This is a genomic window from Thalassobacillus devorans (genome assembly GCF_900176565.1).
Taxonomy (GTDB): domain Bacteria; phylum Bacillota; class Bacilli; order Bacillales; family Halobacillaceae; genus Thalassobacillus; species Thalassobacillus devorans_A.
Genome location: NZ_FXEH01000006.1, coordinates 1,014,878 through 1,037,052 on the forward strand (window position 1 = coordinate 1,014,878; position 22,175 = coordinate 1,037,052).

At 44.0% G+C, this 22,175-nt stretch carries 25 protein-coding genes; 24 read left to right on the forward strand and 1 reads right to left on the reverse strand.

Annotated elements, in window-relative coordinates:
- The first annotated feature begins 86 nt into the window (after nucleotides 1–86).
- The 6 genes from fapR (at nucleotide 87) to rnc (ending at nucleotide 4,457) form a co-directional block, all read left to right on the forward strand.
- On the forward strand, nucleotides 87–662 hold the full coding sequence (gene fapR, locus B9Y67_RS16030) for a transcription factor FapR (RefSeq protein ID WP_085508206.1): 576 nt from the start codon (nucleotides 87–89) through the stop codon (nucleotides 660–662).
- Nucleotides 662–1,669: a phosphate acyltransferase PlsX gene (gene plsX / locus B9Y67_RS16035; RefSeq protein ID WP_085508208.1), complete on the forward strand. Its 1,008-nt coding sequence runs from the start codon at nucleotides 662–664 to the stop codon at nucleotides 1,667–1,669. Before fapR ends, plsX begins: the two co-directional genes overlap by 1 nt.
- Entirely contained in the window at nucleotides 1,666–2,607 is a 942-nt protein-coding gene (gene fabD / locus B9Y67_RS16040) for an ACP S-malonyltransferase (protein WP_085508210.1), read from the forward strand. Before plsX ends, fabD begins: the two co-directional genes overlap by 4 nt.
- Nucleotides 2,607–3,347: a 3-oxoacyl-[acyl-carrier-protein] reductase gene (fabG, locus tag B9Y67_RS16045; protein ID WP_085508212.1), complete on the forward strand. Its 741-nt coding sequence runs from the start codon at nucleotides 2,607–2,609 to the stop codon at nucleotides 3,345–3,347. The genes fabD and fabG overlap by 1 nt, the downstream gene beginning before the upstream one ends.
- 102 nt (nucleotides 3,348–3,449) lie before the next feature.
- Nucleotides 3,450–3,683, forward strand: coding sequence for an acyl carrier protein (acpP, locus tag B9Y67_RS16050; RefSeq protein ID WP_062445806.1), 234 nt, complete (start codon nucleotides 3,450–3,452; stop codon nucleotides 3,681–3,683).
- Nucleotides 3,684–3,764: 81 nt separating this feature from the next.
- Nucleotides 3,765–4,457 carry a ribonuclease III gene (rnc, locus tag B9Y67_RS16055; RefSeq protein ID WP_085508215.1) on the forward strand — a complete coding sequence of 231 codons (693 nt, stop codon included), beginning with the start codon at nucleotides 3,765–3,767 and terminating at the stop codon, nucleotides 4,455–4,457.
- 317 nt (nucleotides 4,458–4,774) lie between these two features.
- Here the strand turns inward: rnc and B9Y67_RS16060 are convergent, their stop codons facing one another.
- On the reverse strand, nucleotides 4,775–4,996 hold the full coding sequence (locus B9Y67_RS16060) for a DUF1128 domain-containing protein (RefSeq protein WP_085508217.1): 222 nt from the start codon (nucleotides 4,994–4,996) through the stop codon (nucleotides 4,775–4,777).
- A gap of 123 nt (nucleotides 4,997–5,119) precedes the next feature.
- Between B9Y67_RS16060 and smc the strand changes: the two genes are divergently transcribed.
- From smc to dprA, 18 genes are all read left to right on the forward strand, one after another.
- Nucleotides 5,120–8,686 (forward strand): chromosome segregation protein SMC, encoded by a 3,567-nt coding sequence (gene smc, locus B9Y67_RS16065; RefSeq protein WP_085508219.1) that lies wholly within the window; start codon nucleotides 5,120–5,122, stop codon nucleotides 8,684–8,686.
- Between the two features lie 379 nt (nucleotides 8,687–9,065).
- The gene (gene ftsY, locus B9Y67_RS16070; protein WP_441007564.1) at nucleotides 9,066–10,022 is read left to right on the forward strand and encodes a signal recognition particle-docking protein FtsY; all 957 of its coding nucleotides are present in this window, start codon (nucleotides 9,066–9,068) and stop codon (nucleotides 10,020–10,022) included.
- 75 nt (nucleotides 10,023–10,097) lie between these two features.
- Nucleotides 10,098–10,418 (forward strand): putative DNA-binding protein, encoded by a 321-nt coding sequence (locus B9Y67_RS16075; protein WP_085508224.1) that lies wholly within the window; start codon nucleotides 10,098–10,100, stop codon nucleotides 10,416–10,418.
- 13 nt (nucleotides 10,419–10,431) lie between these two features.
- Entirely contained in the window at nucleotides 10,432–11,775 is a 1,344-nt protein-coding gene (ffh, locus tag B9Y67_RS16080; RefSeq protein WP_085508226.1) for a signal recognition particle protein, read from the forward strand.
- Nucleotides 11,776–11,859: 84 nt separating this feature from the next.
- Nucleotides 11,860–12,132 carry a 30S ribosomal protein S16 gene (gene rpsP / locus B9Y67_RS16085; RefSeq protein WP_062445812.1) on the forward strand — a complete coding sequence of 91 codons (273 nt, stop codon included), beginning with the start codon at nucleotides 11,860–11,862 and terminating at the stop codon, nucleotides 12,130–12,132.
- Between the two features lie 15 nt (nucleotides 12,133–12,147).
- Nucleotides 12,148–12,375 (forward strand): KH domain-containing protein, encoded by a 228-nt coding sequence (locus B9Y67_RS16090; protein ID WP_085508229.1) that lies wholly within the window; start codon nucleotides 12,148–12,150, stop codon nucleotides 12,373–12,375.
- A 101-nt stretch (nucleotides 12,376–12,476) separates the two neighbouring features.
- A complete protein-coding gene (locus B9Y67_RS16095) occupies nucleotides 12,477–12,863 on the forward strand; it encodes a YlqD family protein (protein WP_085508231.1) in 387 nt (128 codons plus the stop codon).
- A 4-nt stretch (nucleotides 12,864–12,867) separates the two neighbouring features.
- Nucleotides 12,868–13,383 (forward strand): ribosome maturation factor RimM, encoded by a 516-nt coding sequence (rimM, locus tag B9Y67_RS16100; RefSeq protein WP_085508233.1) that lies wholly within the window; start codon nucleotides 12,868–12,870, stop codon nucleotides 13,381–13,383.
- Nucleotides 13,383–14,114 carry a tRNA (guanosine(37)-N1)-methyltransferase TrmD gene (gene trmD, locus B9Y67_RS16105; RefSeq protein WP_085508235.1) on the forward strand — a complete coding sequence of 244 codons (732 nt, stop codon included), beginning with the start codon at nucleotides 13,383–13,385 and terminating at the stop codon, nucleotides 14,112–14,114. Before rimM ends, trmD begins: the two co-directional genes overlap by 1 nt.
- Before the next feature lie 129 nt (nucleotides 14,115–14,243).
- Entirely contained in the window at nucleotides 14,244–14,588 is a 345-nt protein-coding gene (rplS, locus tag B9Y67_RS16110; protein ID WP_028782766.1) for a 50S ribosomal protein L19, read from the forward strand.
- A gap of 142 nt (nucleotides 14,589–14,730) precedes the next feature.
- Complete coding sequence (gene lepB, locus B9Y67_RS16115) at nucleotides 14,731–15,291, forward strand: signal peptidase I (protein ID WP_085508237.1); 561 nt, start codon at nucleotides 14,731–14,733, stop codon at nucleotides 15,289–15,291.
- A gap of 15 nt (nucleotides 15,292–15,306) precedes the next feature.
- Entirely contained in the window at nucleotides 15,307–16,152 is an 846-nt protein-coding gene (ylqF, locus tag B9Y67_RS16120; protein ID WP_085508239.1) for a ribosome biogenesis GTPase YlqF, read from the forward strand.
- Nucleotides 16,153–16,509: 357 nt separating this feature from the next.
- Nucleotides 16,510–17,283 carry a ribonuclease HII gene (locus B9Y67_RS16125; RefSeq protein ID WP_085508241.1) on the forward strand — a complete coding sequence of 258 codons (774 nt, stop codon included), beginning with the start codon at nucleotides 16,510–16,512 and terminating at the stop codon, nucleotides 17,281–17,283.
- 15 nt (nucleotides 17,284–17,298) lie between these two features.
- Nucleotides 17,299–18,564: a hypothetical protein gene (locus B9Y67_RS16130; RefSeq protein WP_085508243.1), complete on the forward strand. Its 1,266-nt coding sequence runs from the start codon at nucleotides 17,299–17,301 to the stop codon at nucleotides 18,562–18,564.
- Nucleotides 18,561–18,824 (forward strand): EscU/YscU/HrcU family type III secretion system export apparatus switch protein, encoded by a 264-nt coding sequence (locus B9Y67_RS16135; RefSeq protein WP_085508245.1) that lies wholly within the window; start codon nucleotides 18,561–18,563, stop codon nucleotides 18,822–18,824. Before B9Y67_RS16130 ends, B9Y67_RS16135 begins: the two co-directional genes overlap by 4 nt.
- 157 nt (nucleotides 18,825–18,981) lie before the next feature.
- Nucleotides 18,982–20,142 (forward strand): ADP-forming succinate--CoA ligase subunit beta, encoded by a 1,161-nt coding sequence (gene sucC / locus B9Y67_RS16140; RefSeq protein ID WP_062445823.1) that lies wholly within the window; start codon nucleotides 18,982–18,984, stop codon nucleotides 20,140–20,142.
- A gap of 16 nt (nucleotides 20,143–20,158) precedes the next feature.
- Nucleotides 20,159–21,061: a succinate--CoA ligase subunit alpha gene (gene sucD / locus B9Y67_RS16145; protein ID WP_085508247.1), complete on the forward strand. Its 903-nt coding sequence runs from the start codon at nucleotides 20,159–20,161 to the stop codon at nucleotides 21,059–21,061.
- 135 nt (nucleotides 21,062–21,196) lie between these two features.
- Entirely contained in the window at nucleotides 21,197–22,072 is an 876-nt protein-coding gene (gene dprA / locus B9Y67_RS16150; RefSeq protein WP_085508249.1) for a DNA-processing protein DprA, read from the forward strand.
- The last annotated feature ends 103 nt before the right edge of the window (nucleotides 22,073–22,175 follow it).

Below are 22,175 nucleotides of genomic sequence, written 5' to 3' on the forward strand. Positions count from 1 at the left end.
TTAGAATGCTTATCCTTGCATTCACCCATTTGGTATTATATATTACTATTAGTACCTAGTCATAATTCGGACGGTGGATTAAAGCTATGAAAAAGGATAAACGCACAAGGCAAATAGAATTAAAAGAGACAATCGAATCCACGCCATTCATTACCGATGAAGACCTGGCTAAGAAGTTCGGCGTCAGTATCCAGACGATACGGCTGGATCGGATGGAGCTTTCCATTCCGGAACTTAGGGAAAGGATCAAGTCTGTTGCAAGAAATGAATGGAATGAAACCGTAAAAGCATTACCCATTGAAGAAGTGATCGGTGAAATAGTAGATTTAGAGTTGGATCAGCGAGCTATTTCCATTTTGGATATAGACCGGGAGCATGTATTTTCCAGAAACGATATTGCCCGTGGCCATCATTTGTTTGCTCAGGCAAATTCATTGGCGGTAGCGGTCATCAATGATGAATTGGCGCTCACGGCGAAAGCGGAAATACGGTTTACCCGACAGGTTACAAAAGGGGAAAGGGTCGTTGCTAAAGCATCGGTTACCGGTGTAGACGAAAAAGGACGGACGGTTGTAGAAGTGAACAGTTTTGTGGATAATGAAAAAGTGTTCTCCGGAATTTTTGAGATGTTTCGTTCGAATCAACAGAGGGGGCAGGAATAATGAGAATCGCAATCGATGCGATGGGTGGCGACCATGCACCAGTGGAAATCGTCAAAGGTGCTATCCAGGCAGTTGAGGCAAATGAACAGCTTCAAATCACCCTGGTTGGGGATGAGGAACAAATCAAGCCATTAATAAAGGATACAAAAAATATAACGATTATACATACGAAAGAAAAAATTACAAGTGAAGATGAACCGGTCCGGGCCGTACGCCGTAAAAAACAAGCTTCCATGGTGCTGATGGCACAGGAAGTGAAAGAAGGAAGAGCGGATGCTTGTATTTCTGCAGGCAATACGGGAGCATTGATGAGTGCAGGGCTGTTTATTGTCGGCAGAATCAAAGGAATCGAACGTCCGGCACTAAGTCCGACACTCCCGACGGTAGACGGGAAAGGATTCCTTCTCCTTGATGTCGGTGCCAATGTTGATGCTAAAGCGCAGCACCTCGTCCAGTATGCGATCATGGGTTCCATCTATTCGGAGAAAGTCAGAGGAATCAAGCAGCCAAAAGTCGGTTTGCTGAATGTTGGTACGGAAGAGGGCAAAGGAAGTGACCTTGCCAAAAAAGCTTTTGCCGGACTGAAAGAAGCACCAGTAGAGTTTGTCGGTAATGTCGAAGCCCGAGACCTCCTTGATGGAGTGGCAGATGTTGTGGTAACCGACGGATTCAGTGGCAATATTGCTCTCAAAACAATTGAGGGTACTGCGATGACGATGTTTTCGATGATTAAAGAAACATTCATGTCCAATTTCAAAACGAAACTTGCGGCTGGTCTTGTCAAAAATGATTTGAAACAGCTGAAAGATAAACTCGACTATTCGGAATATGGAGGCGCCGGCCTATTTGGGCTGTCTGCTCCGGTAATCAAGGCGCATGGCTCTTCCAATGCCCGGGCAATTTTCAATGCAATCAGGCAAGCGACCCATATGGCCGAAGAGGATGTTACCTCGAAAATAGCTGAAACAGTGAAAAGTATTCATGGAACAGAGGAGGAAGAAGCATGAAACGCGTAGCTTTTGTTTTCCCAGGCCAGGGTTCTCAGGAAGTCGGCATGGGGAAGGCTTTGTATGAGACTTATGATGAAGTGAAAGACTTATTTGAACAGGCAGATGAGGAGCTGGAAGTCCCTCTAACGAAACTTATGTTTGATGGGCCCCAGGATGAGCTGACAAAAACGGAACATGCTCAGCCGGCATTGTTAATCAATAGTGCTGCGATTGTCAGCCTGCTTGAGAAAGAAGGTATTGAACCGGTAATGACTGCCGGCCATAGTCTTGGTGAGTATAGCGCACTGGTAGCTTCAAAGGCGCTTAAACCGCTTGAAGCGGCAGCACTTGTACAGAAGCGCGGTCAGTTGATGGAGCATGCCTACCCGACTGGTAAGGGAGCCATGGCAGCTGTGTTAGGGCTGGATCAGGGTGCAATCCAGAACGTTTTGGAAGGTATGAAGGACGATGAAGTCGTTGATTTGGCCAACATCAATTGCCCTGGACAAATTGTTATTTCCGGTAGTAAAGAAGGAGTGGATCAAGCTTCTGAACAATTGAAGGAAGCAGGAGCAAAACGTGTGCTGCCGCTGAATGTCAGTGGCCCTTTCCATTCCCGTCTAATGAAACCGGCAAGCGAGGACTTTTCTGAAGCTCTGAAGAACGCGGATCTTTCTGATGCTTCTATTCCGGTGTATGCCAATGTGACAGCAGAACCTGTAACAGATAAGCAGATGATCGAAGAGCTGTTAATTGAGCAGCTGTATTCTCCTGTCCGCTTCCAGCAGATTTTAGAAAAGTTTGTCGAACAGGATATTGACGCCATTGTGGAAGTTGGCCACGGCAAAGTACTGAGCGGATTGGTTCGAAAAGTGAAACGGAGAATGAAGACATTCCAAATTCAGGATCCAGAGACATTACAAGCATTCATCGAATGGTATAAGGAGGATTCATAATGCTGGAAAATCAAGTAGCACTTGTCACAGGCGCTTCCCGAGGAATTGGACGCGCCATTGCGCTGGAACTGGCTGATAAAGGTGCCGCGGTTGCGGTTAACTATGCGGGCAGTGAAGCGAAGGCGCAGGAAGTGGTGGATGAGATAGAGGCTAATGGCGGAAAAGCTATGAAAATCCAGGCAGATGTATCAAAGGAAGCCGACGTCAAAGATATGGTTAAAACTACGATTGAAGCATTCGGCCGTCTTGATATACTAGTTAACAACGCCGGCATCACGAAGGATAATTTACTGATGAGAATGAAAGAAGAGGAATTCGATCAGGTCATTGATACAAATTTGAAAGGCGTGTTTCTGACTACTAAAGCGGTAACCCGCCAGATGATGAAACAAAAAAGCGGACGCATCATCAACATTGCTTCTATCGTAGGTGTGTCCGGAAACCCGGGGCAGGCCAATTACGTAGCTGCTAAAGCTGGAGTGATCGGTATGACCAAATCCAATGCCAAGGAACTTGCAACAAGGAATATCCTTGTTAATGCTGTAGCTCCTGGTTTCATTACAACTGATATGACAGATGAGCTGACAGAAGAGCAGCGGGAGGAAATGCTCAAGATGATCCCGCTTAACCGTTTAGGGGAAGGAAAAGATATCGCCAATGTGGTTCGCTTCCTTGCTTCTGAGGACAGCAGCTATATGACTGGACAGACGCTTCATGTTGATGGCGGCATGGTTATGTAAGGATTTATCCGGTTAATTTTGCCGGTTGAAATCATAAATATTTGAATCATCTAGTTTTTCGATGAAAACTCATTTATAATAACGGAAGGGAGGTGAAGTCTTATGGCAGATACATTTGATCGTGTCAAACAAATCATTGTCGATCGTCTTGATGTAGATGAATCTAAGGTCACAATGGAGGCTTCCTTCAAAGATGATCTTGAAGCGGATTCTTTGGATGTAGTTGAGCTTGTTATGGAGCTTGAAGATGAATTCGATACGGAGATCGCTGATGAAGAAGCAGAAAAAATTAATACTGTTGGTGACGCTGTGAATTACATAAACAGCATCCAATAACAGTTTGGCAAGGTGCTGTCCTATATATGGACAGCCCTTCCTATATGTCGTCAATACTAACTGAAAGGGTTTAGGTGAGCGATGGAGGACTTTTCAACCTTTCAAGAGAAAATAGGTATCCACTTCGAAGATATCGAACTTTTAAAACAAGCATTTACCCATTCATCTTATGTGAATGAGCATCGTAAGACAGAGCGTAAGGATAATGAGCGTCTCGAATTTCTTGGTGACGCTGTGCTGGAACTTGGTGTCTCCCAGTACCTTTACCGCAAGTACCCGGACATGAGTGAAGGCGAGTTGACGAAACTTCGCGCTTCGATCGTCTGTGAAATCTCTCTCGTTCGGTTTGCTGATGAACTGAATTTCAGTGAGCTGATCCAATTAGGAAAAGGGGAAGAGATGACAGGCGGTAGAAATCGCCCAGCCTTGCTTGCGGATGTATTTGAAGCATTCATTGGTGCTCTTTATCTGGACCAGGGGTATGAGGCAGTCCTTGCCTTTTTGGAGAAATATGTATATCCAAAGGTGAAAAAAGGTGCTTTTTCGCATGCGATGGATTTCAAAAGCCAATTGCAGGAAGTAGTGCAGCGTGAGAAGAACAGGGTAATCGAATATGAAATCGTGGAGGAACTTGGCCCGGCCCACAATCGCGAATTCGTGGCCCATGTCCGAATTTCGGATGAAACCGCCGGCATCGGCATCGGCCGCACAAAAAAAGAAGCAGAACAAAAAGCTGCTGAAGAAGCACTCCGAAAATCAGGAGCATGTAAATAAACAAAAGCGCAAGCGCCTTGCTCACCCCCGACAAGCTTAAGACAAGCCTCGCCGTGACGTTCTTTGTCACAGAGAGGATTGACTTAAGATCTCGAGGGGGTAGGCGCTGGAGCTGGATGAGACTCGCAGCCTAACGTTGTCCACAGAAAGACAAGTTTATAATTTCCTAATCTGTAACAAAGCCGCGCAATTGCTGCGCGGCTTTCTGTTGCACTTTAAGAAAAATTAATTTTGTTAAAAGATTAAAGCATAAGAAAGTACGAAGGCTTTCGCCATAAGTTATTGGCGACAAGCCCAGTCTTTCTAAGCTTTCGATATTATTTCCGGTAGTTGCCTAACTCTTCGACAAATGCCTGTGTCTCTGAGACACTTAGCTGTCCCTTCGTAACAATCATGTCATGCAGAGATTTGATTTCATCATAATTGTCCAGGTCATAGTCAGCAGGGTCCATGATCGAACGGTTGACTACCTGCAGACGGTCAGCCAGGTCATTAATGATCGTTTCTAAGTTTTTTTGCGTGGGTTCATTCAAGCTCACGACGATTCCTCCTCATTGCGGGGTTGTTTGGCTTCTTCTATAGCCTTAATGTTTATGATAAAATAAATGAGTTGAAATGCAAGCTTAAAACTACAGGAAAGTTAATTACATAGGAGGATGCAGATGTTCCTCAAACGTTTAGATACCATTGGATTCAAATCTTTTGCCGAAAGGGTCACCGTTGATTTTGTGCCAGGTGTCACTTCAGTAGTCGGACCGAATGGAAGCGGGAAAAGTAATATTACCGATGCCATCCGCTGGGTGCTCGGTGAACAATCCGCCCGGTCCCTTCGCGGCAGTAAGATGGAAGACATCATATTTGCCGGAAGTGATACGAGAAATGCCCTGAACATGGCGGAAGTCACGCTGACATTGGATAACGAAGATCAGACATTGCCGCTTGATTACCAGGAGGTCAGTGTTACCCGTAGGGTCTATCGATCGGGTGAAAGTGCTTTTTATATAAATAAACAGCCTTGCCGCCTCAAAGATATCGTCGATCTGTTTATGGATTCTGGCTTAGGCCGGGAAGCCTTTTCCATTATCAGCCAGGGAAAAGTAGAGGAAATTTTAAGTTCGAAAGCGGAAGAACGGCGCAGTATTTTTGAAGAAGCTGCCGGGGTGCTGAAATACAAACAGCGTAAGAAAAAGGCAGAATACAAGCTGGCCGAAACACAGGAAAACCTGAACAGAGTGGAAGATATCATTCATGAGATAGAAGGTCAGCTCGAACCATTAAAAGAACAGGCGGCCATTGCGAAAGATTATCTGGAGAAAAAAGAGGAATTGAAACACGTAGAGATATCTCTATTAATCGCACAAATAGAAACGTTGAACAACGAATGGCAGGACTTATTGGACAACCTGGAAGAAATGAAAGGGAAAGAAGCTGAAATCAGGGCTGCTATCGAACAGAAAGAAACCGTAGTGGAAAAAGAGCGAGACCAGGTATTGGTCTTGGATGAATCGATAGAAAAGCTGCAAGAGAAACTGCTCACCCTGACTCAAGAGCTGGAGAATCTCGAAGGAAAAAAGCAGCTCGTCAAAGAACAATTCAAGCATTTTGAAGAGAATAAAGTGAAGCTGGAAGAAGAGTTTACTCAGCTGTCGTCCCGTCTGGAGCAGACGAAAGCAGTGTGTGAAAAACACGAAGCAGAACTAAAAGAAAGAAAAAAACAGCAAGCAGAAACAAGAAAAGCTTATAAAGAAACAACCAGACAGCTGGAGCTGGAGAGTCAGGATATCGGAGAACAGATTGAAGAGCTGAAAGGTGACTATATTGAATTATTGAATGAACAGGCTGCCAAACGAAATGAAAAGCAGTCGGTTTCCCGACAGCTGGATCAAATCGGCTCAAAAAGTGAAGTGCAAAGAGATAAATTCAAAGATATGCGTGAAGAAAGGGAGCGGTTGATTGCCAGAAAAGAAGAGATCGAACAGGAAGTCAACCACATCTCCGAACAGCGTGTAAAAAAAGAGCAGCAACTGACCGCACTGGAAGAAAAACTGAACACCAGCCAAACCAGATACCAGGAGTTGCAAAGCAAACTTTATCAAGGGTACCAATATGTCGAAAAGCTGAAATCCAAGAAAGAAATGCTGGAAGAAATGAAAGAGGATTTCTCCGGGTATTTCCAAGGTGTTAAAGAAGTATTGAAAGCGAGAGAACAGCAATACATCCAGGGGATTGAAGGTGCAGTCCTTGAGTTAATCGATGTCCCTGGCGATTTAATTACAGCTATCGAGACAGCGTTGGGCGCACAGGCGCAGCATGTCATCATGACCAATGAATCTGCTGCCCGTCAGGCGATCCACTGGCTTCGTCAGCATAATAAAGGGAGAGCGACATTCCTGCCGCTGGAAACAATCCAGCCCCGATTTATTCCTGCAGATATGACGGCTCGAATTAACAGCCAGCCTGGGTTTGTAGGAGTAGCTGCTGATTTGGTTGATTTTAACCATCAATACGACCGGGCCATTCGTCACCTTCTGGGTCACATTGTCATCGCGGAAGATTTAGAGACAGCAAACAAATTGGCACAAACGATGCAGCGGCGCTTCCGCATTGTTACATTAGAAGGAGACGTTATCAATCCAGGCGGAGCGATGACTGGAGGAGCAAAAAAGAAAACAAATCAGTCCTTGTTTACGAGAGAAAGAGAATTGCAGGAACTGCATGATAAACTGTCCACTTTTGATAAGAAAACAAGGGCTGCAGAACAAGAAATGCAGCAATTAAAGCGAATGAACGAAGAACAGAAGGAAACATTGCAGGAACTCCGTGTTTCTAAAGACAATTTAAAAGAACAGGAGCAGGAAAAGCGGGCAGTCCTTCGTGAAGTCCAAGTGAAGCATGATAACGTAAATGATCAATTGGTGCTGTTTGATCAGGACCAGGAACAATACGAACAGGACCGTGATCAATTAAAAGCTCGTCTGGCTGATCTGGCTCTTGAGCTGGAGGATCTGGAAGTACAATTGACAAAGGCTCAACAGCAAATCGATACGTTAACAGAAGCGGAAAAACAACAGTCCGAAAACGAAGAAAGTTTGAAAGCCAGGCAGCATGAGTTGCAGGTCAAACTCACAGAGCAAGATTCTGATGTGAAATATCATCAGGAGAAGTGGCAAGGACTGAAAGAACAAATAGCCGAACTGGAACAAAGCCTGGAAGAAAACCGTCAGCAGTACAGCCAGTTGATGGATATAGCCAACAATAAACAGACAGAAGCCGAATTAGAAGCCTCTATTCAGGATAAAAAGTCCGACAAAGAAGAGACAGCAGCCCAAATCGCTAGCCAAAGAAATAAAAGGAACGAACATGCCGAGCATATTAAACAGAAAGACCAGGAATTGAAAGAGCAAAATCGTACCCATCATCACTATGTTCAGGACATCCAGGATAAAGAGGTCAAAGCGAACCGAATGGATGTTGAACTTGAAAACATGCTTGGGTATTTACAAAAAGAATATTTCCTTACTTTTGAACGCGCACAGCAGGAATATGAACGTGCAGCTGATATTAATGCCAGCACGACGAAAGTAAAATTGATCAAGCGTGCGATTGATGAGCTGGGGAATGTCAATCTGGGTGCCATTGATGAATTTGATCGTATCCAGGAACGCTATCAGTTTTTGAAAGACCAACAGGCGGACCTGAACGAAGCGAAAGATACACTTTATTCTGTCATTTCTGAAATGGATGGGGAAATGCATCGCAGGTTCGAAGAGACATTCACTCAGATTAAACAGGAGTTCTCCGTCGTTTTCACCGAGTTATTCGGCGGTGGACGAGCCGACCTTCGTTTGACGGACCCTGACAATATGCTTGAAACTGGTGTGGATATTGTAGCGCAGCCACCGGGCAAGAAGCTTCAAAATCTCAGTCTATTGTCAGGGGGCGAGCGTGCGTTGACGGCCATCGCTCTGCTATTCGCTATCCTTAGGGTTCGCCCTGTACCGTTCTGTGTGCTGGATGAAGTAGAAGCGGCACTGGATGATGCCAATGTGGACCGGTTCGCCCGTTATTTGAAAGTATTCAGTGAAAAGACACAATTTATCGTCATAACTCACCGGAAAGGCACGATGGAAGAATCGGATGTGCTTTACGGTGTTACGATGCAGGAATCCGGCGTTTCGAAGCTGGTTTCTGTGAGATTAGAAGAATCGGCCGACTTATTAGAAGTATAGAAAGGAAGGTTGGATGAGCTTTTTCAAGAAGTTAAAGGACAAATTCATTTTAGATCCTTTTGAGCAAGATTTGAAAGAAATGGAGAAAGAGCAGGCAGAGGAGCTGGAAGAACAACATTCAGATATGGAAGAAACAGAAACGCCAGAAGAAGCTATGCCTCAAGAAACAGACTCTCTACCTGATGATCAACCAGTTGTGGAGGAAGAGAAAGAAATCGAGGAAGAGGACACCGCTGAAGAACCTGTAAAACAATTGGATACTACCCCAGAGACAAAAGAGCAGCTCGAAGAGCCAGAGGCTGCCCCTTCCCTTCCTGTAGAAGAGGAGACGCCTCAGGTGGAAGAGCCGGAAGCAGACCCTTCTGCACGAGAGAAATCAATTGCAGCTAAGTTCCGTATAGGTTTGACAAAAACGAGAGACTCCTTCTCTGGAAGGATTAATGACCTGGTTGCCCGCTACCGCACAGTTGATGAAGATTTTTTCGAGGATTTAGAAGAAATCCTAATTTCTGCTGATGTCGGCGTCACCACGGTAATGGAAATGATTGATGAACTGGAAATGGAAGTAAAAAGACGAAATATCAAAGATACGAAACAGGTAAGGGAAGTTATTTCCGAGAAGCTTGTTGAAATCTATTATGGCGATGACGACAGCGAAGAAATGGAAGAGTTGAATATTAATCATGATGGATTGTCGATCGTCCTGTTTGTCGGAGTTAACGGCGTCGGAAAAACGACTACGATTGGTAAACTCGCCCACCAGTTAAAAAGCGAAGGAAAAAATGTCATGCTTGCCGCAGGGGATACGTTCCGTGCCGGGGCCATTGAACAGCTGGATGCCTGGGGTGAGCGAGTCGGCGTTAATGTCGTGAAGCATAGTGCCGGAAGTGACCCGGCTGCAGTCATTTTTGATGCCATCCAGGCAGCCAAATCCCGGAACGCAGACGTACTGCTATGTGATACTGCCGGACGACTTCAGAATAAAGTCAATCTGATGAATGAATTAGCTAAAGTGAAACGTGTCATCGAGCGAGAAGTACCAACTGCTCCTCATGAAGTGCTCCTTGTGCTGGATGCGACTACGGGACAGAATGCAATGATCCAGGCGAAGACCTTCTCGGAAGCTACTGATGTATCGGGAATTGTGTTGACGAAACTCGATGGTACAGCTAAAGGGGGAATTGTGCTTGCGATTCGTAATGAGCTGGAGATTCCTGTTAAACTGGTAGGGCTTGGTGAGAAAGTGACCGACCTTCAACCGTTTGATGCTCATGCATTCGTCTATGGCCTGTTCGCTGATATGGTGGAAGGTCATGACGAAGAAAAAGAGCAGTGATGCTTGACAGCTATGCCTTTCATTCTGTAATATTCATATATGTAAAGGCATTTCACTTAACAAGGAGTGGTTGCCGTGCTGGAGAAGACGACCAGAATTAATTATCTTTTTGATTTTTATCAGACGTTGCTGACACCTAAACAACGGAACTATATGGAATTGTATTATTTAGAAGATTATTCTCTTGGTGAAATCTCTGAGACATTCCATGTCTCGAGGCAGGCTGTCTACGATAATATCCGCCGTACAGAAGCCATGCTGGAAGAATACGAAGAAAAATTGAACTTGTATGCGAAGTTCCAGGAACGGCAGCAATTGATTGAAGAACTGCAAGGTAAACTCACAGATCAGAAAGAAGTTCTGGATTCACTCGAACGATTAAAAGAATTAGATTAGGAGGGCTCCTTCTATGGCATTTGAAGGTTTAGCCGACCGTTTACAAAATACAATCCAACGGATCAAAGGTAAAGGGAAGGTAACCGAACAAGATGTAAAAGAAATGACCCGGGAAGTCCGTCTTGCCCTCCTTGAGGCAGACGTCAACTTCAAGGTCGTCAAAGACTTTGTCAAACGCGTGAAAGAGCGGGCCATCGGTCAGGAAGTAATGGAAAGCCTGACACCAGGTCAGCAGGTAATCAAAGTGGTTAAAGAAGAATTGACCGATTTGATGGGCGGTGACGAAAGTAAGATCGCAGTTGCGAAGCGTCCCCCGACCGTCATCATGATGGTCGGTCTTCAAGGTGCCGGTAAGACGACCACTACCGGTAAACTTGCCAATCACCTGCGTAAAAAACACAATCGTAAACCGTTACTTGTGGCGGCTGACGTTTATCGGCCTGCAGCCATCAATCAGCTTCAGACACTCGGCAAGCAATTGGATTTGCCTGTCTATGCAAAAGGTACGGATGCCGATCCGGTTGATATTGCCAATGAAGCGATCGCCGAAGCGAAAGAAAACCACAACGACTACGTTATCATCGATACGGCTGGCCGTCTTCATGTTGATAGCGATTTGATGGGAGAATTGCAGCAAATCAAAGAAAATGTCCAGCCGGATGAAATCTTCCTTGTCGTCGATGCCATGACCGGGCAGGATGCTGTCAATGTTGCGGAAAGTTTTGACGAACAGCTGGAAGTCAGTGGTGTTGTATTGACGAAACTCGATGGGGACACCCGTGGCGGTGCCGCATTGTCTATTAAGGCTGTAACAGGTAAACCGATCAAATTCGCCGGTATGGGTGAAAAGCTCGATCAGTTGGAACCCTTCCATCCTGAGAGGATGGCATCCCGTATTCTGGGTATGGGAGATGTACTGACACTGATTGAAAAAGCTCAGGATAGTGTAGATGAAAACCGTGCGAAAGAATTAGAACAGAAAATGCGATCGGCTTCATTCACCTTTGATGACTTTCTGGAACAAATGGGTCAAGTCCGAAACATGGGACCATTGGATGAATTACTCGATATGATTCCAGGAGCCAACAAGATGAAGGGGCTGAAGAATGCCCAGATTGACGACAAACAAATCTCGCATGTAGAAGCAATCATCCAGTCGATGACGAAGAAAGAACGGCAGGATCCATCCCTGATGAATGCAAGCCGTAAACGCCGGATCGCTAAAGGTTCCGGAACATCCGTATCTGAGGTCAACCGACTGCTGAAACAGTTTGAAGAAATGAAGAAAATGATGAAACAAATGACCAATATGCAAAAAGGAAAAAAAGGCAAGGGAATGAATTTTCCATTCATGTAATGGAAAAATCCTTTACACACAGAAAAACATCTGCTAAAATCTAAACTTGTGCGAAACATTAATAATTTATGGAGGTGCTTAAAGATGGCAGTAAAAATTCGCCTAAAGCGCATGGGATCAAAACGTAACCCATTCTACCGTGTAGTTGTAGCTGATTCACGTTCTCCTCGTGATGGACGTTTCATTGAACAAATTGGCACATATAATCCAGTAGCAAACCCAGTTGAGGTTGATATTGATGAAGAAAAAGCTTTGAACTGGATGACTAATGGCGCTAAGCCGAGCGACACGGTTCGTAACCTATTCTCAAATGAAGGCATCATGACGAAGTTCCACGAAGCAAAAAACCAAAAGTAAAGTAGTGGTGATACCATGAAAGCCTTGATTGAAACTATTGTCAGTCCGCTTGTCGATCACCCGGAAGACATCCAGGTAGACGTCAAAGAAGAGGAACGCAAAATCGTTTATCATTTGACGGTCAACCAGGAGGATGTCGGCAAGGTGATTGGAAAGAACGGTCGGATAGCAAAAGCGATCCGGACAGTTGTTTACGCAGCAGGGTCAGACTCTAAAAAGAGAATTTACTTGGATATCATGTAATGAGGGAGAGGGAGCAATTACCTTTCCCTTTTTTACAATTTACTTTTTATTTATTGAAGAATGGACACAGAACGGAAGCTTTGAGAAAAAGGGGCAGGAACATGAAAATTATAAAAAAAATTCCTGTAAAACAAGTACTGACTGCAGACAGTAAAAAACAGCTGTCACAAGATTTCCAGTCAAGGTATCAAAGATATGACCGTGAATGCCAGCAGTTGCGTTTTGAACAGCGAAAGCTTGAGAAAAGAAGTGACATCTCACCAAGTGAAATAGAAAAACGGTTTACACAGGAAATCAAACTTCGCAAAGAAAAGATGAACTGGGTAGAATATAAACTCCAACAACTAGAAATACTGCCAGAGGGCAGCGAATTGTTCATCGAAGAAGTCGAAGCGATTGTTGAAGTAACCGAAGGTGCCAGATGGGATGAAATATATGAACATCAGACAATCGTCATAAAAGATGGAATAGTAATCCAAGCGAGGTAATGAAATGGAACAACAGATGTATAATGTAGGGAAAATTGTCAATACGCACGGAATCAAAGGAGAAGTGAAAGTGATTCGCATCACTGACTTTGACGATAGATTCCAGCCAGGAGCGCCTTTGTATTGGGTGAAGGACGGCGGGAAACCGGAGAAATTGATTGTCTCCGGTCACCGGGAGCATAAAGGGTTTGATCTGCTTACGTTTGAAGGACTCCCGACCATTAATGATGTCGAGCGCTTAAAGGGCGGCATCCTTCAGATTCGGGAGGAGCAGTTGTCGGATTTAGAAGAGGGAGAATATTATTTCCATGAAATTATCGGCTGCCGTGTCTTCCTAATGGATGGAACAGAACTTGGGGAAGTAAAAGAAATCCTCACCCCCGGAGCGAATGATGTCTGGGTCGTAGAGCGAGAAGGAAAGTCTGATGTCCTTATTCCATATATCGATGATGTCGTGAAAGAAGTGTATATAGAAGAAGGAAGGATTGTCATTGATCCAATAGAAGGGCTGCTTGACTGATGCATATTGATATTCTGACGTTGTTTCCAGAAATGTTTGAAGGCGTGTTGAATAACTCTATTTTAAAAAAAGCGCAAGAGCGCGATATTTTCAGTTATGAGTTCATCAACTTCCGGGATTACAGTAATAATAAACACCAGAAAGTTGATGACTATCCATACGGGGGAGGTGCCGGAATGGTGCTTACTCCCCAACCGCTGTTCGATGCAGTGGAAACGGCAAAGAAGAAGCGGAACACGAAGCCTCGTGTCATCCTGATGTGCCCACAGGGGGAAACACATTCGCAGAGTAAGGCTTTAGAACTTTCCGAAGAAGATCATTTAATTTTTCTATGTGGACATTATGAAGGTTATGACGAACGTATCCGTCAGCATATCGTAACGGACGAGCTGTCTATTGGTGATTATGTATTGACAGGTGGAGAGCTTGGTGCAATGGTTGTGATCGATTCGGTCGTACGCTTATTGCCTGATGCGCTCGGTAATAAACAATCGGCACCTGAAGATTCTTTTTCGAACGGTTTACTTGAACATCCCCATTATACCCGTCCAGCTGATTTTCGGGGAATGAAAGTACCAGACATACTCTTGTCCGGCGATCATGCCCGTATTGAAGAATGGCGCCACCAACAATCTTTATACCGTACATGGGAACGCAGGCCGGATCTGTTGAAAGAAAGGGAATTGACCGAGAAAGAAAAATCCTGGATAGAAAAATGGGAAAATAGCTGACAGCTTGTTGCAGTAGCAAAGAATCTATGATATATTAAATTTTGTGCTTAAACGTCGGTTTAAGCGGAAAACGATGTTCCGCTGTCTCCTAGTAAGTCAAGAGCATTAGTTTGGAAGGAGTGAAAGAGGATGCAAGATTTGATTAACGAAATTACAAAAGATCAACTTCGTACAGACCATCCTGATTTTCGTCCTGGTGACACAGTGAAGGTCCACGTTAAAGTCGTGGAAGGAACTCGCGAGCGTATCCAGGTATTCGAAGGCGTTGTAATCAAACGTCAAAACGGCGGAATCAGCGAAACATTCACTGTACGTAAAATTTCTTACGGTGTAGGAATCGAGCGTACATTCCCGCTACATTCCCCACGTATCGAGAAAATCGAACGTACACGTCGTGGTAAAGTTCGTCGTGCGAAGCTATACTATCTACGCAACCTGCGTGGTAAAGCAGCACGTATTAAAGAAATCATCTAATGAAACAGGAAGGAGCTTGCAGACGCCAAGCTCCTTTTTTCTACTTGTACTTTAAGAAAACTTAACTTTGTTAACAGATTAATGTATTTCTTAAACTTAAAGAAATATAACGTAGTAGGAACAGTTAGTTTAGAGGAAAGGGATGGCCTTCATGAAAAATGCATGGATGGAATGGATCAAAGCATTCCTGATCGCTGCCATACTAGCCATTTTGGTAAGGGTTATACTATTTGCTCCTGTTGTTGTCGAAGGGCCATCAATGCTTCCGACATTGGAAAATAATGATCATCTGATTGTCAGTAAAATCAATTACACGCTGGGAAAACCGGAACGCTTTGATATTGTCGTCTTTCATGCCACAGAGAGACGAGATTATATCAAACGGGTAATTGGGGTCCCAGGTGATCATGTAGCTGTCGAGAATGATGAGCTGTATATTAATGGAGAGAGAGTGGCAGAACCTTACCTGGAGGAAAGAAAAGATCAGCTGGCCGAGAATCAGATTCTAACCCAGGATTTCACGTTAGAACAAGTAACAGAAGAAGATTATGAAACAGTGCCGGAAGGGCATGTATTCGTCCTGGGAGATAACCGTAATAATTCGACTGACAGCCGTATGTTCGGTGTCGTTCCTATGGATCAAATTGTCGGGGAAGCAGTATTTACTTATTGGCCACTCGATCGCATCCGGCTCGTAGATTAAGAATAAGGTGATGTTATGACAATACAATGGTTCCCTGGCCACATGGCCAAAGCAAAAAGAGAAGTTGCAGAAAAATTAAAGCTGGTCGATTTCGTCATCGAACTTGTGGATGCCCGGGCACCGGAATCATCACAGAATCCGATGCTTCAGCAATTACTTCAGACAAAACCAAAGATGATCGTTATGATGAAGAAAGACCTTGCAGACCCTAAGTTGTCTGAAGAGTGGATGGAAACCTTCAAGAAGGATAACGTATCTGCGGTAGCGGTTAACGCCCAGGATAAAAAAGATATCCAGGCGCTAATCAACCTTGCCAAGCATATGGCTGAAGATAAAATGAACAAAATGAAAGCCAAAGGGATAAACCCACGGCCAGCCAGAGCTATGATTCTAGGAATACCGAATGTTGGAAAATCTACTCTGATCAACCGTCTTGCCAATAAGAAAATCGCTAAAACAGGCGATCGTCCTGGTGTTACAACAAGCCAGCAATGGATTAAAGTCAAGAAGGATTTTGAGCTATTGGATACACCAGGTATTCTGTGGCCAAAGTTCGAAGATGAAGAAGTAGGGTACCGCCTTGCTGCTATCGGTACGATTAAAGATCAAATCTTGCCGATTGAGGATGTAGCAGCTTATATATTAGATTATCTGAAGAATTTTTATCCTGACCTTTTAAATGAAAGGTTCGGCTTCTCGAATTTTGAGGATATGATCGAGGCTTTCGAAACGATTGGGAAACGGCGTGGCTGCCTGGAAGCAGGAGCGCGTGTCAATTACGAAAAAACAGCGGAAGTCATCATTCAGGATCTGAGGTCAGGCAAACTGGGCAGGATTACCTTCGATGTTCCGACAGAGTAATAGTATAAGAGCGCATTTTTGACCTCAAAAGTGCGCTTTTTTCTTTGAAATTGAATCTGTAAAATGTTTCCGTTACGGTAGTAACGGTTTGGAGGTCCGGGAAATCACTCGCTTTCCATGGGCGTACGGTGAGCTTCCTCGGGCTAAAGCCCTACGGGATCTCACCATGTACTATCCTCCCATAGGAGTCTCGCAATTTCCCGGCCCTCCTTGCGTTTATAGGAGAAACGGAAACATCGTTATATCGTTCTTCAAAAAATGAGTGAGCTAAGCATGAAATGTGAGCTTAACGTTTAACAGAGCCTTTATTTTAAGAAGAAACTTCCGATAAATAGAATAAGGATAGGAGAATGTACGGTGGGGAAATGGACGATTGCACAAGTGAAAGAAAAGCTGGCAGGAAGGCAGTTAGCTGAGCATGAATGGACAGCGTTAAAACAGGACCCTCGTAAAGGTGTTCAAAAGTTGCTCCTTCAGTATGAACGCCAGTTAGAAAAAGAAAAATTACTCCAAGTTAAATATCAAGAAATGATGGTATTTGAACAGAAACAATACGAAGCAGGCAAACAATATGTAGCCGGTGTTGATGAGGCTGGAAGAGGACCACTTGCCGGACCGGTAGTAGCCGGTTGTGTCATTTTACATAAAGATTATTATTTAGAAGGCCTGAATGATTCAAAGCAATTATCACAGGAAAAAAGAGAAATGTTGTTTGAACGGATTACAGCTGATGCACTGGCCTATGGCATTGGCGAAGTAACAAATGAGGAAATTGATCGCTACAACATATATGAAGCAACAAAAATGGCCATGAGACGAGCAGTGAACGACCTAGGAATCACTCCTGATCATTTATTAATTGATGCAGTCAACCTTGATGGAATGCCTTGTACTGGAGAGGCATTAATCAAAGGAGACCAAAGAAGTGTGTCTATTGCGGCAGGAAGCATTGTCGCAAAAGTGACAAGAGACCGGATGATGGCAAAAATTCACGAAGAGTTTCCGATGTATGATTTTCAATCAAATCAGGGCTATGGAACAAGCACACATATGAAGGCTTTGGAACAATTCGGCCCTTCCCCTTATCACAGGTACAGTTTTTCTCCAGTGTCAGCAGCAATCCGGCCTTAAAGGAGGAACTTCGCATTGAAAGGTATAGCATCAGGGTTATTTCAGGCATTACACCGAGTGACCAGTGATAACAGACCAGGGCTGCTTCATGGGCAGGTGTTGTCCGGGCGCGTGATAAAACTGATGCCAAATGATACGGCAGTCATATCGTTAGGAAATCAACAAGTGACTGCCCAGTTGCAAGCTCCTGTGACATCTGGAGATCAGTATCTATTTCAAATACTTTCCCTGGAAGATAAAATCGAATTGAAAATATTAACGAAACAATCGAAAGAGTTCATTTATGATGCTAAACAGGTGTTAGAGCGACTTGGGTTAGCAGCGACTGCAGATAACAAACGTCTGGTGTCATTATTAGTAGAGCGGAACCTTCCTTTCCGTCAGTCAGCATTGAAGCAGGCCTCATCCCTCTTACATAAGGCAAGTGATAAACAAAAAACTTTGGGAGCTTTGCTTCAAGCCATTGAAAAGCAGCTTCCTTTCCGTTCTGGCATCATAGAAGCCTTGACCGTACGCCAACATGCAACGTTATCATCCCTTCTGCAAGAAACAGAGAGGTATCTGACGGAAAAACCGTCATTGAGCAATACGGAAAAAGCCCTTCTTCACAACCTGGCCAGTTTGAATGGGACTCCAGGATCTCCGGTTCAAGCGGAAAATCTTTCACAAAAAATCTACCTTCAAGTGAAAAACATGATGCTGTTGGCAGGGTGTGATGATGAAATGCAGTTGTTGAAACAGTTATCTAACCACGAGGAACTTCAGTCAAATCAAAGTATGAAAACACTTCTGCTTCAGGTACTGAATGAACAGCAATCGGGGAAGTCACAGTTAGAACGGATGCAGCAAATTCTCCATTTTCTGAATGGAATTCAGTTGACAGCTCATCAGGATAATACACAAATGGTACAGTGGAGCCTCGTGTTACCCGGTACATTTATGAAAGCAAAGGACATCCAGGTTAATATAGAAGGCAGAAAAAATGAAAAGGGCGATATCGATCCTGAATTTTGTCATGTTCTATTTTATTTAGAATTAGAGCACTTAAAGGAAACAGTGGTAGATATGTCCATTCGTCAGCGCAAAGTATTCCTGACCGTTTATAATGAACATAATGAGTCACTAAAAAAGACCACCCATTTTCAGTCGCAATTGGAAAACGGGCTTAATCAAGCGGGTTTTGATCTTGCTTCGATTCAATTTAAAAAAATCAAAGGTTCCAGTGATGGTGTTACTTTTCCAAGCTATTTTTCGGAGAGCGGAGTGGATTTAAAAGTATGAAGGATAAAAAGAAACAGGCTATGGCATTAGGTTATAAGCAGAATCAGGATCATGCCCCTAAAGTGCTGGCCAAGGGGAAAGGCTATGTGGCAGCCAATCTGATTGAAAACGCAGTAAAAAACGGTGTTCCCATCCAGGAGGACGCTTCCTTAGTGGAACTGCTTTCCCAATTGAATATTAATGAAGAAATACCAGAGGAGCTGTATCAGGTGGTGGCAGAAGTATTTGCTTTTATTTACCGGGCAGACCAGGATATATAATAGAAAGAGTTCACCTTTATTGTTTACATAATTAAGTTATGGTCTCTTTGTTTCTGTATGTGACACTTTTTCGACAAGTTCCCGACGGTTACTGTGGACAATTCCCGACGTTTTTTTATACAATGGTAATGCAGTTAAAATGATGGGAGGATGGAACATGAACATTCACGAGTATCAAGGGAAAGACATTCTACGCGAATTTGGCGTTTCAGTACCAAATGGTCATGTGGCATATACCGTAGATGAAGCTGTTGAAGCAGCTGAAAAATTAGGTTCAGGTGTCACAGTAGTGAAAGCGCAAATCCATGCGGGAGGCCGCGGTAAAGCCGGCGGTGTCAAAATCGCAAAAAATGCTGATGAAGTGCGTACATATGCCGATGAGATTCTTGGCAAAACGCTCGTTACTCATCAAACCGGTCCAGAGGGTAAGGAAGTAAAGCGCTTACTGATTGAGGAAGGCTGCGACATTAAGAGTGAATATTATGTCGGCCTTGTATTAGACCGCGCAACAAGCCGTGTTACGATGATGGCTTCAGAAGAAGGCGGAACGGAAATTGAAGAAGTTGCAGCAGCAACTCCTGAAAAAATCTTTAAAGAAGTCATCGACCCAGTAGTCGGATTGACTCCTTTCCAGGCCCGTCGTCTGGCATTCAACATCAACATTCCGAAAGAGCAAATTTCAAAAGCTGTGAAATTCATGATGGGGCTTTACAAAGTTTTTGTCGAAAAAGATTGTTCCATCGCTGAAATCAACCCACTAGTCACTACAGGTGATGGGGATGTCATGGCGCTGGATGCTAAGTTGAACTTTGACGACAATGCACTTTACCGTCAAAAAGACGTCCAGGAGCTTCGTGATCTCGATGAAGAAGATCCGAAAGAAGTGGAAGCTTCTAAGTATGACCTTAGTTATATTGCACTGGATGGCAATATCGGCTGTATGGTTAATGGTGCTGGTCTTGCAATGGCTACAATGGACACCATCAAACACTATGGCGGCGACCCGGCCAACTTCCTTGATGTAGGGGGCGGAGCTACTACGGAAAAGGTTACAGAAGCCTTCAAAATCATCTTATCTGACGAACATGTCAAAGGGATCTTTGTTAATATCTTCGGTGGTATCATGAAGTGTGATGTCATTGCTGAAGGTGTTGTAGAAGCTACAAAACAAATCGGTTTGACACTTCCATTGGTCGTTCGTCTGGAAGGTACGAATGTTGAGCAAGGGAAGAAGATCCTTGATGAGTCCGGTTTGAACATAACATCTGCGGATTCAATGGCAGATGGTGCACAAAAAATAGTAGAACTAGTGAAGTAGAAAGGCGGGGAATCAGATGAGTGTATATGTTAATAAAGACACAAAAGTAATCGTGCAAGGAATTACAGGTTCAACAGCCCTTTTCCATACGAAACAAATGCTGGATTACGGTACGAAAATCGTAGGTGGTGTCACACCAGGTAAAGGCGGCACAGAGGTTGAAGGTGTCCCTGTATTCGATACAGTTTCAGAAGCAGTTGAAAAGACCGGTGCCAATGCTTCTGTCATCTACGTCCCTGCACCTTTTGCAGCGGATGCCATCATGGAAGCGACAGATGCTGAAATGGATTTAGCGATCTGTATCACAGAACATATTCCTGTGCTTGACATGGTGAAAGTAAAACGCTACATGGAGGGGAAGAAGACACGCTTAGTAGGTCCTAACTGTCCTGGTGTCATTACTCCAGAAGAATGTAAAATTGGTATCATGCCTGGGTATATTCATAAGAAGGGGCATGTCGGGGTTGTTTCCCGTTCTGGTACCTTGACATATGAAGCGGTACATCAGCTTTCTGAAGCTGGAATTGGCCAGTCGACAGCTGTAGGTATCGGTGGAGACCCAGTCAATGGAACAGACTTTATCGATGTTCTGCAGGCGTTCAACGAAGATGAAGACACAGAAGCAGTCATCATGATTGGTGAAATCGGTGGTACGGCAGAAGAAGAAGCGGCAGAATGGGTCAAGAAAAATATGACCAAGCCTGTGGTAGGCTTCATCGGCGGACGTACAGCACCTCCAGGAAAGCGTATGGGCCATGCTGGTGCCATTATTTCCGGTGGTAAAGGTACAGCTGACGAGAAAATCCGGGTCATGAATGAATGTGGCATCAAAGTGGCGGAAACACCATCTGTCATGGGTGAGACATTGATTGAAGTATTACAAGACAACGGGCTTTATGACAAGTGTAAAACACATTAATTTCAAGTATAAGATCGTGCATGGCATCTCCATGCACGGTCTTCTTTAAGTTAGCCATAAATCCCCCCTTTTTTTTCCCCTTTTTTAGTAATAAACCTCGTTATAAATTCACCACCAAAACAGGAGTGATTAGTATTGAATGATCCGCGACGAAAATTGTTGATTTTTCTTCACAATAATGACTACGCAACCCGCCCCTTACTTCGAAGAATCCTCCTTCATGATCCTGGATTGACCTCTGTTTTTCATATGTCTTCTCAAGATATCTCTTCGCTTTACAACATACCCTTCCAACGAGCTAAAGCTTTTCATGACCAGCTTCAATCTGATGCGAGAAGGTATAAAAGTGAACAATTTATGAAAGAATTCTCTGTGATAACAATTTTTGATGAGGATTATCCCATCCTGCTTAAAAATATTCCGGATCCGCCATTTGTGCTTTATCTGGCTGGTAACCGAGAGCTATTGAATCATACACCATCAATCAGTGTAGTCGGTACAAGGAAACCGACGAAGTCAGCTTACCCCGCAATGGAACGGGTCATTTCTCCACTGATCGAAGCAGGCTGGAGGGTAGTCAGCGGGCTTGCTGCAGGGGTAGACAGGTTTGCACACCTCCTGGCTTTGCGCTATCATGGTACAACAGTCGGGGTGATTGGGTCTGGCTTCCATCATATTTACCCAAAAGAGAACATATCCTTATTTCAGCAAATGGCTGCATCCCAATTGGTAATTTCAGAATATGCCCCGGATGTCCGTCCCCAGAAGTATCATTTTCCTGAAAGAAACCGGATTGTAAGCGGTTTGTCAGCGGCTACATTGGTAGTGGAAGCGAAAGCTCGAAGTGGTTCTTTAATAACGGTGGATCAGGCATTGGAACAAGGAAGAGAAGTATTTGCGTTTCCTGGTTCACTTTTGAATGAGAATAGTGAAGGCTGTAATCGCATGATCCAGGAAGGGGCGAAAATGGTTCTAAATACCCATGACATTATAGAATCCTGGCCGAAATAAAACTCGGTTTACTGTCGAAATATGACGGATAACCCCTTTTCACAGCTTAAGTTAAAAAAATTCTGACCAATCATGTTTGACAAATGAAAAGAAAGTATTTAAT

What these genes read in the sequence shown, in the direction of transcription:
- plsX (WP_085508208.1), top strand. Translation starts at nt 662, where the DNA reads ATGAGAATCGCAATCGATGCGATGGGTGGCGACCATGCACCAGTGGAA.
- rnc (WP_085508215.1), top strand. Translation starts at nt 3,765, where the DNA reads ATGGAGGACTTTTCAACCTTTCAAGAGAAAATAGGTATCCACTTCGAA.
- B9Y67_RS16090 (WP_085508229.1), top strand. Translation starts at nt 12,148, where the DNA reads ATGAAAGCCTTGATTGAAACTATTGTCAGTCCGCTTGTCGATCACCCG.
- ylqF (WP_085508239.1), top strand. Translation starts at nt 15,307, where the DNA reads ATGACAATACAATGGTTCCCTGGCCACATGGCCAAAGCAAAAAGAGAA.
- B9Y67_RS16135 (WP_085508245.1), top strand. Translation starts at nt 18,561, where the DNA reads ATGAAGGATAAAAAGAAACAGGCTATGGCATTAGGTTATAAGCAGAAT.
- rpsP (WP_062445812.1), top strand. Translation starts at nt 11,860, where the DNA reads ATGGCAGTAAAAATTCGCCTAAAGCGCATGGGATCAAAACGTAACCCA.
- fapR (WP_085508206.1), top strand. Translation starts at nt 87, where the DNA reads ATGAAAAAGGATAAACGCACAAGGCAAATAGAATTAAAAGAGACAATC.
- fabG (WP_085508212.1), top strand. Translation starts at nt 2,607, where the DNA reads ATGCTGGAAAATCAAGTAGCACTTGTCACAGGCGCTTCCCGAGGAATT.
- acpP (WP_062445806.1), top strand. Translation starts at nt 3,450, where the DNA reads ATGGCAGATACATTTGATCGTGTCAAACAAATCATTGTCGATCGTCTT.
- rimM (WP_085508233.1), top strand. Translation starts at nt 12,868, where the DNA reads ATGGAACAACAGATGTATAATGTAGGGAAAATTGTCAATACGCACGGA.
- B9Y67_RS16095 (WP_085508231.1), top strand. Translation starts at nt 12,477, where the DNA reads ATGAAAATTATAAAAAAAATTCCTGTAAAACAAGTACTGACTGCAGAC.
- smc (WP_085508219.1), top strand. Translation starts at nt 5,120, where the DNA reads ATGTTCCTCAAACGTTTAGATACCATTGGATTCAAATCTTTTGCCGAA.
- rplS (WP_028782766.1), top strand. Translation starts at nt 14,244, where the DNA reads ATGCAAGATTTGATTAACGAAATTACAAAAGATCAACTTCGTACAGAC.
- ffh (WP_085508226.1), top strand. Translation starts at nt 10,432, where the DNA reads ATGGCATTTGAAGGTTTAGCCGACCGTTTACAAAATACAATCCAACGG.
- sucC (WP_062445823.1), top strand. Translation starts at nt 18,982, where the DNA reads ATGAACATTCACGAGTATCAAGGGAAAGACATTCTACGCGAATTTGGC.
- lepB (WP_085508237.1), top strand. Translation starts at nt 14,731, where the DNA reads ATGGCCTTCATGAAAAATGCATGGATGGAATGGATCAAAGCATTCCTG.
- fabD (WP_085508210.1), top strand. Translation starts at nt 1,666, where the DNA reads ATGAAACGCGTAGCTTTTGTTTTCCCAGGCCAGGGTTCTCAGGAAGTC.
- trmD (WP_085508235.1), top strand. Translation starts at nt 13,383, where the DNA reads ATGCATATTGATATTCTGACGTTGTTTCCAGAAATGTTTGAAGGCGTG.
- sucD (WP_085508247.1), top strand. Translation starts at nt 20,159, where the DNA reads ATGAGTGTATATGTTAATAAAGACACAAAAGTAATCGTGCAAGGAATT.